At 56.4% G+C, this 12,596-nt stretch carries 14 protein-coding genes; all 14 read left to right on the top strand.

The features are described 5' to 3' along the window. Window positions 1-209: 209 nt before the first annotated feature. Window positions 210-911, top strand: a complete 702-nt coding sequence (locus TREPR_RS13730; RefSeq protein ID WP_015708933.1) for a class I SAM-dependent methyltransferase — start codon at window positions 210-212, stop codon at window positions 909-911. Further along, window positions 908-1,621, top strand: coding sequence for a GTP-binding protein (locus tag TREPR_RS13725; protein WP_015708932.1), 714 nt, complete (start codon window positions 908-910; stop codon window positions 1,619-1,621). Before TREPR_RS13730 ends, TREPR_RS13725 begins: the two co-directional genes overlap by 4 nt. After that, window positions 1,614-2,486 carry an ATP-binding cassette domain-containing protein gene (locus tag TREPR_RS13720; RefSeq protein ID WP_015708931.1) on the top strand — a complete coding sequence of 291 codons (873 nt, stop codon included), beginning with the start codon at window positions 1,614-1,616 and terminating at the stop codon, window positions 2,484-2,486. Before TREPR_RS13725 ends, TREPR_RS13720 begins: the two co-directional genes overlap by 8 nt. Continuing rightward, window positions 2,483-3,535, top strand: coding sequence for an ABC transporter substrate-binding protein (locus tag TREPR_RS13715; protein WP_015708930.1), 1,053 nt, complete (start codon window positions 2,483-2,485; stop codon window positions 3,533-3,535). Before TREPR_RS13720 ends, TREPR_RS13715 begins: the two co-directional genes overlap by 4 nt. Before the next feature lie 21 nt (window positions 3,536-3,556). Next, complete coding sequence (locus tag TREPR_RS13710; RefSeq protein ID WP_015708929.1) at window positions 3,557-4,561, top strand: helix-turn-helix transcriptional regulator; 1,005 nt, start codon at window positions 3,557-3,559, stop codon at window positions 4,559-4,561. Window positions 4,562-4,886: 325 nt separating this feature from the next. Next, window positions 4,887-5,273, top strand: a complete 387-nt coding sequence (gene secG, locus TREPR_RS13705; RefSeq protein WP_015708928.1) for a preprotein translocase subunit SecG — start codon at window positions 4,887-4,889, stop codon at window positions 5,271-5,273. 15 nt (window positions 5,274-5,288) lie between these two features. Further along, complete coding sequence (locus TREPR_RS13700) at window positions 5,289-5,762, top strand: PTS sugar transporter subunit IIA (RefSeq protein ID WP_015708927.1); 474 nt, start codon at window positions 5,289-5,291, stop codon at window positions 5,760-5,762. Between the two features lie 24 nt (window positions 5,763-5,786). After that, the gene (locus tag TREPR_RS18760; RefSeq protein WP_015708926.1) at window positions 5,787-6,200 is read left to right on the top strand and encodes a hypothetical protein; all 414 of its coding nucleotides are present in this window, start codon (window positions 5,787-5,789) and stop codon (window positions 6,198-6,200) included. Continuing rightward, window positions 6,200-7,279: a V0D/AC39 family V-type ATPase subunit gene (locus TREPR_RS13690; protein ID WP_015708925.1), complete on the top strand. Its 1,080-nt coding sequence runs from the start codon at window positions 6,200-6,202 to the stop codon at window positions 7,277-7,279. Before TREPR_RS18760 ends, TREPR_RS13690 begins: the two co-directional genes overlap by 1 nt. A 34-nt stretch (window positions 7,280-7,313) precedes the next feature. Beyond that, on the top strand, window positions 7,314-9,377 hold the full coding sequence (locus TREPR_RS13685; RefSeq protein ID WP_015708924.1) for a V-type ATP synthase subunit I: 2,064 nt from the start codon (window positions 7,314-7,316) through the stop codon (window positions 9,375-9,377). A 2-nt stretch (window positions 9,378-9,379) separates the two neighbouring features. Next, on the top strand, window positions 9,380-9,691 hold the full coding sequence (locus tag TREPR_RS13680) for an ATP synthase subunit C (protein WP_015708923.1): 312 nt from the start codon (window positions 9,380-9,382) through the stop codon (window positions 9,689-9,691). Continuing rightward, on the top strand, window positions 9,691-10,035 hold the full coding sequence (locus tag TREPR_RS13675; RefSeq protein ID WP_015708922.1) for a V-type ATP synthase subunit F: 345 nt from the start codon (window positions 9,691-9,693) through the stop codon (window positions 10,033-10,035). Before TREPR_RS13680 ends, TREPR_RS13675 begins: the two co-directional genes overlap by 1 nt. Window positions 10,036-10,053: 18 nt before the next feature. Next, window positions 10,054-10,755: a hypothetical protein gene (locus TREPR_RS13670; RefSeq protein ID WP_015708921.1), complete on the top strand. Its 702-nt coding sequence runs from the start codon at window positions 10,054-10,056 to the stop codon at window positions 10,753-10,755. Beyond that, window positions 10,752-12,566 carry a V-type ATP synthase subunit A gene (locus tag TREPR_RS13665; RefSeq protein ID WP_015708920.1) on the top strand — a complete coding sequence of 605 codons (1,815 nt, stop codon included), beginning with the start codon at window positions 10,752-10,754 and terminating at the stop codon, window positions 12,564-12,566. The genes TREPR_RS13670 and TREPR_RS13665 overlap by 4 nt, the downstream gene beginning before the upstream one ends. The last annotated feature ends 30 nt before the right edge of the window (window positions 12,567-12,596 follow it).

Raw genomic sequence — 12,596 nt, 5'->3', positions numbered from 1 at the left:
GTTTCATTTGGTGTATAAGACTAGAAGTTTAAACAAAACCGATCATAACCGATCGATAATCCCTCGTCAAGTTAAATTTGGCTAAATATAGACAAATCCGTGTGGTTTTATTGTGTTTTATGTTTTATAAGATCATGTTTGAGCAGAATAGCATCTTGATAGCTAAGGTTTCCCCCGGTATAATTTGTTATACTTACCAGGAGGACCCGATGGCTGCGGAAGCAGAGGCGAAGCTAAACACTATTTCCCCTACCGTCGCGCTTCCCGCTGAAAAAGCCCGGGCTAAAGCCTTGGAATTCGACCGCATCGCCGATGAGGTGTTCGCCCCCATATATCTGCCCATCGCAAGGCGGCTCCTGGAACTTGCTGGGATAAGCCGGGGGCGCTGTGTGGACCTGGGCTGCGGCGGGGGGCATCTGGGCCTGGCCCTTGCGGAACTGGTTACGAATGAAATCACCCTTTTGGACTCAAACCCCTATGCCCTGGAACTGGCTGCCCGGCGCATCAAAGAAGCGGACCGGGAGCGTATAGCGACCCTCTGCGCGGATGTTCACGCCATGCCCATTGCGGAGGCTTCGGCGGGCCTGGTTGTCAGCCGGGGGGCCATGTGGTTTTGGGACAAGGAACAAAGCCTGACCGAAATCAGGCGTATTCTGGCGCCCGGCGGGGTGGCAGTTTTGGGCGGGGGCTATGGCAGCCCGGCTTTGAAGACCGAGATTTACCGGGTCATGTCGGAACGAAACGGCGACGACTTTGGGGCGCGTCAGCAGAAAACCACCCAGGATTCCCTGCCCGAGGATTATGCCCCGGTGGCCCAGTCCCTGGGCTTCGCCGAAGTCCGGGTGGTCCATGATGATACCGGGGACTGGCTCCTTCTTCGCAAAGCCGCAGTAAGCGGAGTGCCCTTATGAGGCTTGTAACCTTTGCCGGGCCCCCCTCGGCGGGCAAAACTTCGGCGGCTATCAAGACTGCGGAAGCCCTTATGAAAGAGGGGCTCACCGTGGGGGCGGTCAAATTCGACTGCATCTCCACTACGGATGACGAACTCTACCAAAAGCGGGGTATCCCGGTGCTCACGGGGATATCGGGGAATTTTTGCCCGGACCATTACTTTATCACTAATATTGAAGATTGCGTGGCCTGGGGCCTTTCCCGCAACCTGGACTATCTCTTCAGTGAAAGCGCCGGGCTCTGCAACCGCTGTTCTCCCCATATCAAGGGGGTCCGTTCCCTCTGCGTCATCGACTGCCTTTCCGGGGTTAACACCCCAAAAAAAATCGGCCCCATGCTCCTCTTCGCCGACATGGTGGTGATCACCAAGGCGGATGTAGTTTCCCAGGCTGAACGGGAGGTTTTTGCCTTCCGGGCCCGGGAGGCAAACCGGAACGCCCGATTCCTCTTTGTGAACGGCCTTACCGGGGAGGGGGCCTCCGAATTGGCCCGCTTTCTCCGGGACGCCCCGGAAGTCGCCACCCTGAACCATGGGCAGATCCGGTTCCCTTTGCCTTCGGCCCTCTGTTCCTATTGCCTGGGGGAAACCCGCATAGGCCCGGACTATGCCACCAACAGTATGATTGCCCGAAAAATCGAGATACCCCCGGTCGGAGAAGCCCATGTCTAACACAAATTACGCCGTTCCTGACGGCGAAGCCAAGGGCGGAGTCCACAGCATCACCATAATAGGCGGCCATGATAAGGACGGCTTGCCCGAGGACTTTACCCTGACCCTGGAGGCCGGGGGCATACTCTGCGTGGTGGGACCCACCGGAGCGGGAAAAAGTCGCTTCCTGGAGGACATAGGCTGCCTTGCCCAGGGGGACACCCCCACAGGGCGGCGTCTGCTCCTGGACGGCCGGGAGCCCAGCCAGGAACAGCGGTATTCCTTGGATGGGAGGCTGGTGGCCCAGCTTTCCCAAAACATGAACTTTATCATGGACCTGACGGTGGAGGAATTTATCCTCATGCACGCGGAAAGCCGCAATTTGGCCTCCCTGGGTGAAGATTTTTCCGGCCCCCGCCTGGTGGAGCGGATTGTGACCGCCGCCAACCGGCTCACCGGGGAGGCCCTGTCGGCGGGTACGGCGGTAACCCAGCTTTCCGGGGGCCAGTCCCGGTCTTTGATGATCGCCGATACGGCCCTGCTCAGCCCCTCCCCGGTGGTGCTCATCGACGAGCTGGAAAATGCCGGGGTGGACCGCCGTGGGGCACTGGAACTTTTGGTGGGTGAGGATAAGATAGTCCTGGTTTCCACCCACGACCCGGTGCTGGCCCTGCTGGGGCAGCGGCGGATCTGTATACACCGGGGCGGGGTGCGGCGTATCATCGAGACCAGCCCGGCGGAACGGCGCAATGCGGTCCTCATGGGGGAGCTGAGCGGGAAATTTCTAGCCCTCAGGGACTTGCTCCGGGAAGGGGCCGTCCTGGATTTTGATATGGAAACATTTTTTTTAGAAGGGATTTCCGTGAAAGAAAGGAGTTTGTCATGAAAAAAGAGTCGATCATCGAACTGGTTCCCGATTCCATGCGGGAAGACCTGGATTATCTGGGCCATGTGCACTGCCCCATAAAGGATCGGTTTTCTACGGCCTGGAAGGATTTCGAAGCCCGGTATAACCTTTCCCATGACCGGAAAATCAAAGGCGTGGTTCCCATGGGGGGTTGCGGAGTAGATATCTACTATAATATAAGCACGATTCAGGACCTGGCAAAATTCCCCGCAGTGGTTTCCGAATCCGGGTATGGGGAATACTTCACCGGGAATTTCCTCTCGACCCCGGAAAAGCAGGATCATTTCGCCCAATGGCCCCTGCCTCAACCGGTTCATCCCCTGTTCCGGAACCTGGACCTTCAAGACCCCCGGGGCAATTTTAGCATCTTCGGCGCCATGCCCTATGTGATCCTGGTGAACCACCGCCGCCTTAATGGCCGGCCCGCGCCCCGGTGTATCTCGGACCTCACCAATCCTATATATGAAGGGAGTTTGGGCACCGGCTTTGCCTTAGATGATATTTCGGAACTCCTGCTGCTGGAAACGTGGAAAGAGCAGGGCGAAAGGGGCATACGCTCCCTGGCCCGCAATATCGGCTTTACCGGCAGGGCCCAGGAAATGGCCGCCGACACCCAGGGAAACCGGGATGGCTGCTGTGTTTACTTCCTGTCCTGGTTCTGGGCCCACGCAATTCCCAAGCGTGATTTTTTGGAAATTATCTGGCCCGAAGACGGGGCGGTGCTCAACCCCATGTATGCCCTAATAAAGAAAGACCTGACCGAACCCCAGCGAGCCGCCGCAGACTGGGTTTTCAGCCCCGAACTGGGCCAGGTCATGGCCGACGGCTGGTTTGCCCACGTAAACAGCGCAGTCCGCCATCCCCTGCCCGAAGGCGCCTTAATCCGCTGGATAGGCTGGGACTATATCTACGAAAAAGGCCTCCTCCCGAGGATAGAGGAAATCGAAGCCGTCTATTACGATGAGCGCCAAAGGTTCCACCCCGAAGACCCGGTCCCTGCCAGTTTTTTATCAATTGCCGTTTCTTGATTTGTACTATACAATGAAAGTATGGAATCAACCCTTCTCACCGCTGAGGATGTTGCAAAACAGCTGCGGATAAAAAAATACACCGTATATGAACTGATCAAACGGGGCGAGCTCCCCTCATCCAAAGTAGGGAAGCAAGTCCGGATTTCCCAGACCGATATTGACCGCTACCTGGAGCTTTCCAAGACCGGCCCCCAGTACTCGGAACTGCGATCCCCGGACCCGGGGCGCCGTGAATTTGCCGAGCAGCCAGGTCCCGGCGCCGGCCTTAGCCGGCAAGCTCCCGGCGGGGAAGGGGAGTCAGGGGAGAGCAGGCCTTCCGCCGCCTCGGTGATCATCTCCGGCCAGGATATATGCCTGGACCTCCTGGTAGCCCGGCTTGCCGGGGAGGGGATCCCGATACTCCGCTCCTTTGTGGGCTGTTACAATGGCCTCTACAGTCTCTACCACGGCCGGGTAACCATGTCCGCCTCCCACCTCTGGGACGGGGAGACCGATACCTACAACTACCCCTTTATCCGCCGCCTCCTTCCGGGGCTCCCGGTGGGGGTTTTTCGCTTGTTGGGCCGTATGGAGGGCCTCTATGTCCGGAAGGGGAACCCCCAGAACATCCGGGACTGGAAGGATTTCAGCCGCCCGGGCTTGACCATGGTTAACCGGGAACGGGGATCCGGCGCCCGGATCCTGCTGGACCAGAAACTGGCCCTTCTGGGGATAAACGCCGCCAAAATCCAGGGTTATACCCGGGAATCAAGTTCCCACCTGGCCTGCGCCAGTACCGTGGCTAAGGGCGGCGCCGAAGTAGGCTACGGCTGTGAACGGGGTATTGATAGGGTAGCGGGGGTCGAATTTATCCCCCTTCAGATGGAATGGTACGATTTTGTCTTCCGCCTGGAGGATCGGCATAACCCCGCAATCAGGATAGTGAGCGCCTATATCGCTTCCGATGAATTCAAAAAGGACCTGGAGCTCATGGGGGGCTATGATATTAGCCAAACCGGGCACTACGAGGAATTTTCAGTTTAACCAAGAGCGGCTCATTTTTCTGGGTGGGTGGGGACGCTCCTGGGGGCTAACATGTTGAGTCCGCCTCCGTCAGCCCGCTGCGCGGTCTGCTACGGCGGGGAATTCCATAGACGCCCCCAGAAGCATCCCCACCCACCCCGGGGATCTGGGTCAATATGGAGAAACAGGTATTCCGTTCTGTATAGCCTATGGTTTAAGCTCTCATTACTTGTATAGACTTTTGATATGGGATATCATGCCCCTTGGAGGCTGAGGACCCCCGCTTTACCTTGCATAACTTTTTTTGATTTAGTAAAATATAGTATATTCTTTGTGGAGATAGTAAATGGGTGTGTTCAGTGTTGTTTTATTGGTGTTTTTCGTTATTGCGGCGATCCTTCTTATTTTATTGGTTCTGATACAGAATGAGGAAGGGGATAGCCTGGGGGGAATTTTTGCCGGCGGCAGTTCCTCGGCTTTTGGGTCCCGGTCCGGCAATGTCCTTACCAGGGCAACCTCCATTTTGGGGGCGATTTTTTTGGTACTCAGCCTGGGGTTGGCCCTTCTTAACCGGACTCCCAGCGGCGCCGGGGTTGAAGCAGCCGGAAGGGCCTTGTCATCGGAAGTGAATAATGACTGGTGGCAGGATCAAGAGGGTGCCAATATCTTGAATGATCAGCCTGAATTCCAATTTCCCCAAGCTGAACCCACAGAGGCCGAGTCTTTAGAATAGGATTGAGGAGGCTCGATGTTATTACACGAGATTTTTTCGCCCGAATTTATCCTGGTAGATCTGGAATCCAGTGATAAAGAGGAAGTTTTTGAAGAACTGGTAGATCGTTTTTGTCAGGTAATAAAATCCAATGCCCGGGATGATATCCTGGAAGCCCTCAAAGAACGGGAAGTAAAGATGTCCACGGGAATCCAGCGGGGTATCGCCATTCCCCATGGGAAAACCCACGCGGTGGACAAGGTGTACGGTATGTTGGGCATCTCCCGGAAGGGGATAGACTATGAAGCCCTGGATGGGAATCCGGTCTATTTGCTTTTTATGATTGTGGGTCCCCCAACGGATTCGGAAAAACACCTCCATGTCCTTCAGGGCTTGGCGGAGCTGCTGACCAATCCTCAGTTTTTTTTGGATATTGCCGCTCAGAAGGATGTTCAAAGTGTGTATGGGGTTTTGAAAAAATATGAGGATACCCTCATCACTTTGAATTAGAATTTCTGCTAAAAAAGGTTTTTAATGGATACCGCTACCCTGAATGAAAGGTTAAGCTCAGAGTTTCCGGACTCCGAAAACGGCGCCTATAGCACCGCTTTTGAGGGGGGGCGGGATGAAAAGAGTGTGCTCCAGCACCTGCTGAGTGTGGAGTCCCAGGCTTCGGTCCTGGTGGACGATGCCCAAGCCGAGGCGGATCGCCGGGTTTCTGAGAACGAAAATGAAAACCGGGCCCGTCACGAAGAACGGTTTGGAAAGGAAGCGGCGGAGCTAAACTCGCGGTACGAAGAGACTATAAGGGCAGCCAAAGAGGATTACCGGAAACAGCTTGAACTTTACCGGGAAAGTATTACTGCCCTGCCGCTTCACCTGAAGGAATTTTTCGCATTGACGGAATCCCTGCTTTTCCCGGAAACGGCGTTTCCTAAGGAACCTTAATGCCGGGCATGGGGGAACGGTCGTATGTGTACGCCAAGGCTTGCGGGATAGTGGGGAACTCCTTTATAGGGAAACGCCTCTCCAAGCTTGGCGGATTAACCCGGCTTTCCGAACTGGACCGGCTTGTCTTTGGCAAGGATGCCCGGGATCTTCCGGAACAGGAACTCCTGGTAGACCTGGAGCGGCGGATCATCAACCGTACCGCCCGGCAAATTATTATCATTGTTGATTCTTTCCCCCATCCTCCGGAAATGTTGGTCCGTCTTATCCGGGATTTCGAGTACACGGACCTGAAACGGGTGATCGCCGCCGCTACCGCTGGTGAACGGAACCTGCCCCAGATTACGGATATAGGCCGCTTTGCTACCATTAATTACAAGGAGTACCCCCATTTCAGCCTGATGCTCAAGGGTACTGAATTTGAATTCCTTCTGGAGGACCTGCTTACCCCACTGGATATTAAAACCATGGTAATCCAGAACAAACTGGACCATCATTACTATTTCAGCCTCTGGAAATCCATGCTGCGCCTCGCCCCGGCGGATCGAAAATCCATTGAACGGATACTCTCTGAAGAGGTGAGCCTGCGGAATGCTGCCTGGGCCCTGCGTATGCGGACTTATTACGGCATGTCCGAGGACCAGGCCGGGGAATACCTGGTGTCCATCCCCGCCTTGAAGGACTACCACTCCCACTGGCACAGGGGGCGCCACTTGCAACGGAGTTCCTCGCGCAGTGCGGCCAAGCCTACCCTGGCCGACGATGCCCAGGATTCCCTTTCCATGGCCTTGGACAATCCTGCTGACTGGGAACACTGGCGCTGGGTAAAGTTTCTGAACCCCCGGCTCAGCGGTGAAGCCTGGGCTGCGGACCCCCGGTATTTCCAAAACGCCGCTGCGGAATATCTCTACACCCTGGCCCGCCATTCCTTCCGGCTCCGGCCCTTCTCCCTGGACATGGTGGCCTGTTTTATTAAACTTAAACTCTTTGAAGAGGATCTCCTGATTAGCATTGCTGAGGGCTTAAGCCTGGGTATGCCCGCCCAGGATATCCTTGATTTGCTGGGGGTTGCCTCGTGAACACTCACCCGAAGAACGTAGTGAGGAGGTTCCTGTGATTCGCCCCCGGAGGATGAAGCAGGTTGAACTCACGGTCCTGGACCGGGATGTGGACGGGGTCATCGAATACCTGGGCCGCCGTGCCCTGATGCACTTCCCCAAAAATGAAGAGGGGGAGTTGCCTGCTTCGGGCTCTTACGGCGCCGAGGAACTGAGTTCCTTCCGCCCGGGGGATGAGGCTGTCCGGCAGGGGACACTGGAAAATCTGGAAAAAATCAGGGCCGGGGCAGTCTATTTGGGGATCGAACTTCCTGCTGAACCCGATGAGGACAGCCGGCTACCGGGTCCCGAGGAAGCCCAGCTTACCGAACAGATCTGTTCCCGGATAGAATTACTGAGCAAACGGGAAAATGAAACCCTCCAGGAAAAGAAAAAGGTTGAAGACGCTTTGAACGAAGCCAAGTCCTTTGCCAACCTCAACGCCCCCTTTGCGGACTTGGATCAGCTTTCCTACCTGACCCTGCGTATAGGCCGGCTGGAACCGGAGCGTCTGGAGGATCTTCGTACCAGCCTGGCGGACCGGGCGGTGATCATACCCCTGGGATCCGGTGAAGGGGATGACCGCATCCTGGCCGCCGCTTCCCGGAAGGGCCGCTTTGCCATGGACTCGGAACTGAAAAAGCAAGCCTTTGTTCCTATAAGTGTTCCCGAGGGGTACAAGGGTGTGCCCGGGGAACTCCTTTCGGGGCTTCAGGGCCGGCTTAAAACTATGGAAACTGATTTGCAGTCCATTGAGGCGGACAAAAAAGAGGTGGTCCAGGAATACGGCCCCACCCTGAAATCCCTGAACGGCTCCTACCTCATGGCTTCCATCACCGGGGAACTCAAGAGCCATCTGGCTGCCACAAAAAGTGTGTATGTTCTGAGCGGCTGGGTACCTGAGGCCAACCTGGGCATCCTGGTGGATGACTTGGAGAAGCAGACCGGGGGCAGGGTAGCGGTGCGGGCCTTTGATCCCCAGGAAATTCCCGAGGTGCGGCTGGGGAAGGAAAAGGTCCCGGTTTCCCTGGACCACGGCGCCTTTGTTAAGGGCTTTGAAGGGGTGGTGTTTTCCTACGGGGCGCCTCTTTACGGTACCATCGATCCCACACCATTGGTGGCTTTTTTCTTCACTATCCTCTTTGGGATCATGTTCGGCGATGTGGGTCAGGGTCTTGTACTGCTTCTGGCAGGGCTTCTTACAGGCCGCCGGGGCCTTAAAGCCCTGAAGGGTCTCAAGGGTTACTCCACCCCGCTTATTGCAGTGGGAATTGCTTCCATGGTCATGGGCATCCTAAACGGTGAATTTTTTACCGACGAAGAAATTCTTACAGGCCCCACCAGGACGATCACGGGCTTCCTTACGGGCCATCCGGTGGACCGCATATTGACCCTCATGCCCCTTACCGAAAAGGGGGGGAGCGTGACAAAACTTTTCTACTTTTTCGGCTTTACCATTGCTGTGGGGATCATCTTCAACTCCATTGGGCTTTTGGTTAATATTATTAACCAGTGGGGGCTCAAAAAATATGAAAAGGCCCTGTTCTCCAAAACCGGTATAGCAGGAATGCTGCTCTTCTGGTATGCCATTTCCATCGCCATACGCTGCCTTCTGGGGGGCGGCTTCAGGTGGTTCGATTTTATCGGTCTGGCCCTGCCGGTTTTCTGTATCTTCTTCGGCCCCCTGATTTGGCGCATGGTGGAAGGGAAAAGGCCGGTGCTGGAACACGGCTTTCTGGTGTTCTTTATGGAAGGATTCGTGGAGATACTGGAAACCGCCTCTACCTATGTTTCCAATACCGTAAGTTTTCTGCGGGTTGGGGCCTTTGCCCTTTCCCATGCGGTACTTTCCTTTATCATCTTTAAACTTTCTGAGATGGTAATGGAATCTGCCGGCGGCATCGGAGGATCTGCAGTATTCCTGCTGATCATGATCTTTGGGAATGTGGTAATAATACTGCTTGAGGGAATGATCGTCGCCATTCAGGTTGTACGTCTTCAATATTACGAATTTTTTAGCAAGTTTTTTACCGAAACCGGGGTGGAGTTTTCCCCTTTCCGGTTTCGCAGGGAGGTTTAGTTATGAAACGCAGAATAGTGTTGTTCACCCTTGTATTGTTTGCCCTGGCGGTGCCGGTATTCGCCCAGGAAGCGGCTGAGGCAGCCCAGGAAGGCGCGGGGAATACTTCGGTATGGAAGTACTTTGCCGCTGCTCTGGCGGTGGGTGTCTCCTGTATCGCCGGTGGTATTGCGGTAGGCCAGATAGGCGCTGCGGCCATGGGCGCCATGAGTGAGAACCCGGAACTTTCCGGAAAGGCCCTGCCCTATGCGGGTCTTGCGGAAGGTATCTGTCTCTGGGGCTTCCTGGTGGCCCTGCTCATCATGATACTCTGATGGATTATTTTTTTATCGGGGATTCGGAACTGGTCACCGCCTTCCGCTTTATCGGGATCAATGGCGCCGCGGTTTTCAACGCTGACACTGCCCGCGCAGCTTTTCTGCGCATAACCCGGGGCTGGGACGACACTGCCAAGGCGGTGCTTCCCGGTGGGGTTGAGGGTTGCCGGGTTCTGATCCTCACCGAAGAAGCCGCTGACTGGCTGGGGAACGATCTGACTGAATGGCAAATCTCCGGCAAATATCCCCTGATAGTAGAAATTCCCGGTACCATGGGACGGCTGCCGGGCCGTAAATCTCTGGTGGATTCCATCCGGGAAGCGGTCGGGGTTCGGGTATAGGCTGGCTGGGGAAATTTTATGGAAGAACTGCAATCAACCGATATATTGGACAAGGAAATCCTCGAGGACGCCCGCAAAAAGGCTCAGCGTATCCTGAAAACCGCCGGGGATACCATAGCCGCTTCCCAGGCAAAGTGGGAAAAGCGTGTGCTTAAGGACATAGAAAAGCTCAAACAGAGTTTTGCGGGCCGGGCGGAAAAGGCCCGGGACGAGATGATGGCCCGGCTGCCCCTGGACAAGCGGCGCAGTTATACTGAGCGGGTGGAGTCTCAATTGCAAAGTTCCATGAACAGCTACCTGAAATCCCTGCCCCGGGAAAAAATTCTTTCCCTGCTGGAAGCCGAGTTGCGCCGCTGCGCGGGAGACTTCGTTGCAAGTAGCGCGGCTGAAATCCCCGATACTGCCGGCGCCCCCCTGAAAGTAGGCTGCCGGGATCTGGGTGAAGCTGAACTTCAGTCCATCCTAAACCGGGCGGCTCCTGGCCTGGCCTGGACCTTTGACAAGGATCGTAGTCTCCATCAGCTTTCCGGTAACCTTCCGGCTATTATCCTGGACGCTCCCTCGGTGCGGATCACCGCCTCGGTGGATGCCCTGGCAAAATCCCTGCTGGAGGACAGCCGGGCGGAACTGGTGGAGGCGCTTTTAGGTTCCGGATCCCTTGACGTATCAGGAGCCGGCGCTTCCACAGGAGCCGGCATCTCCCCAGGGGGTGCACAATGACCATCAACGGTAAGGTCCGGCGCATCTCCGGGCCCATAGTACGGGCCTCCGGTCTCGGCGGCGCAGGTCTCTTTGACCTGGTCGAGGTAGGGGAGAAGCGGATCATCGGCGAAATCGTCCGGCTGGAGCAGGACGAGGCGGTGATCCAGGTCTACGAAGACGATACGGGGCTCATGATAGGTGCCGAAGCTTCTTCCACAGGCCGGCCCCTGTCGGTACTGCTCGGTCCGGGGCTCATCGGCACGATTTACGATGGCATACAGCGGCCCCTGGAAGCGCTGTTCAAGCAGAGCGGCGCCTTCATGGACCCCGGCGCACGGGGTGAAGCTCTGGACTCCTCCAAGCTCTGGCCCTTTGTTCCGGATCCTGGCCTGGCCGCGCAAATCGCCGCCGGGGAAAAGCCGGTCCCCAAGCCGGGCCTGGTTCTGGGCATGGTTCAGGAAACCCCCAGCATAGTCTGTAAGATCATGGTTCCCCCGGCTCTTCACGGGGCGGCTCTGACCGAGCTGGCCCCGGCAGGGGACTACAACTGTAATGCTATTATTGCCCGGACGGATCATGGTGAGGAAATCACCCTGGCCCAGTGGTGGCCCGTGCGGGTCCCCCGGCCTAGTGCGGCCCGGCTGCCCCAGGATCAGCCCCTGGTTACGGGCCAGCGGGTCATCGACGTATTTTTCCCCCTTTCCAAGGGCGGCACCGCAGCTATTCCCGGGGGTTTCGGCACCGGCAAGACCATGACCCAGCACGCCATCGCCAAGTGGTGCGATGCGGAGGTGATCATCTACATAGGCTGCGGCGAGCGGGGCAATGAGATGACCGACGTGCTCACCGAATTCCCCCACCTCACGGACCCCCGGAGCGGTCGTTCCCTGATGGAGCGCACCATCCTTATCGCCAATACTTCTAACATGCCCGTGGCGGCCCGGGAAGTTTCGATTTACACCGGGGTCACCCTGGCGGAATTTTACCGGGACATGGGCTACCACGTGGCGATTATGGCGGACTCCACCAGCCGCTGGGCTGAGGCATTACGGGAACTATCCGGGCGCATGGAAGAAATGCCCGCCGAGGAAGGGTTCCCCGCCTACCTCCCCACCAGGCTTGCGGAATTTTACGAACGGGCAGGGCGGGTAAAAACCCTGTCCGGTTTAGAAGGTTCGGTTTCCATCATCGGCGCCGTGTCCCCCCCGGGGGGCGATTTTTCCGAGCCCGTGACCCAGCACACCAAGCGCTTCATCCGCTGTTTCTGGGCCCTGGACCGGGACCTGGCCAATGCCCGGCACTACCCGGCAATTTCCTGGATCGACAGTTATTCTGAGTACGCAGAAGAAGTGGGCCCCTGGTGGGAAAAGGTGAACCCCCTCTGGGCCAAGGTCCGCCAGGAAGCCCTGGATCTGCTCAAGCGAGAGCAGCGGCTCTCAGAAATAGTGCGGCTCATCGGCCCCGACGCATTGCCGGACGATCAGCGGCTCATCCTGGTTACTGCGGATATCATCAAGGACGGATTTCTCCAGCAGAATTCCTTTGACGATACGGACATGTACTGCGTCCCCGCCAAACAAGTCAGGCTTCTGGAACTGGTCATGGACTTTTACGAACGGGCCCAGGTCTGCATCAAACTTGGGGCCCCCTTGATAAAGATCACTTCCCTTACGGGAACCGACAGCCCCGAGCCCATCCGGGAACGGCTTGCGCGTATTAAAAGTGCGGTGAAAAACGAAGAGCCGGAAAAACTGGTGGACTTTGAACAGGAAATGCGGGGCGCCTTGGAAAACCTGGAACGGAGCTATCGTACCAAAGAAACATTGTAGGGTTTCAAAAACTCTTAAAAGAGGTTATGT

It is taken from the genome of Treponema primitia ZAS-2, from assembly GCF_000214375.1.
GTDB classification, from domain to species: domain Bacteria; phylum Spirochaetota; class Spirochaetia; order Treponematales; family Breznakiellaceae; genus Termitinema; species Termitinema primitia.
This window is presented reverse-complemented; position numbering and strand designations above follow the sequence as displayed.

What these genes read in the sequence shown, in the direction of transcription:
- TREPR_RS13730 (WP_015708933.1), top strand. Translation starts at nt 210, where the DNA reads ATGGCTGCGGAAGCAGAGGCGAAGCTAAACACTATTTCCCCTACCGTC.
- TREPR_RS13725 (WP_015708932.1), top strand. Translation starts at nt 908, where the DNA reads ATGAGGCTTGTAACCTTTGCCGGGCCCCCCTCGGCGGGCAAAACTTCG.
- TREPR_RS13720 (WP_015708931.1), top strand. Translation starts at nt 1,614, where the DNA reads ATGTCTAACACAAATTACGCCGTTCCTGACGGCGAAGCCAAGGGCGGA.
- TREPR_RS13715 (WP_015708930.1), top strand. Translation starts at nt 2,483, where the DNA reads ATGAAAAAAGAGTCGATCATCGAACTGGTTCCCGATTCCATGCGGGAA.
- TREPR_RS13710 (WP_015708929.1), top strand. Translation starts at nt 3,557, where the DNA reads ATGGAATCAACCCTTCTCACCGCTGAGGATGTTGCAAAACAGCTGCGG.
- secG (WP_015708928.1), top strand. Translation starts at nt 4,887, where the DNA reads ATGGGTGTGTTCAGTGTTGTTTTATTGGTGTTTTTCGTTATTGCGGCG.
- TREPR_RS13700 (WP_015708927.1), top strand. Translation starts at nt 5,289, where the DNA reads ATGTTATTACACGAGATTTTTTCGCCCGAATTTATCCTGGTAGATCTG.
- TREPR_RS18760 (WP_015708926.1), top strand. Translation starts at nt 5,787, where the DNA reads ATGGATACCGCTACCCTGAATGAAAGGTTAAGCTCAGAGTTTCCGGAC.
- TREPR_RS13690 (WP_015708925.1), top strand. Translation starts at nt 6,200, where the DNA reads ATGCCGGGCATGGGGGAACGGTCGTATGTGTACGCCAAGGCTTGCGGG.
- TREPR_RS13680 (WP_015708923.1), top strand. Translation starts at nt 9,380, where the DNA reads ATGAAACGCAGAATAGTGTTGTTCACCCTTGTATTGTTTGCCCTGGCG.
- TREPR_RS13675 (WP_015708922.1), top strand. Translation starts at nt 9,691, where the DNA reads ATGGATTATTTTTTTATCGGGGATTCGGAACTGGTCACCGCCTTCCGC.
- TREPR_RS13670 (WP_015708921.1), top strand. Translation starts at nt 10,054, where the DNA reads ATGGAAGAACTGCAATCAACCGATATATTGGACAAGGAAATCCTCGAG.
- TREPR_RS13665 (WP_015708920.1), top strand. Translation starts at nt 10,752, where the DNA reads ATGACCATCAACGGTAAGGTCCGGCGCATCTCCGGGCCCATAGTACGG.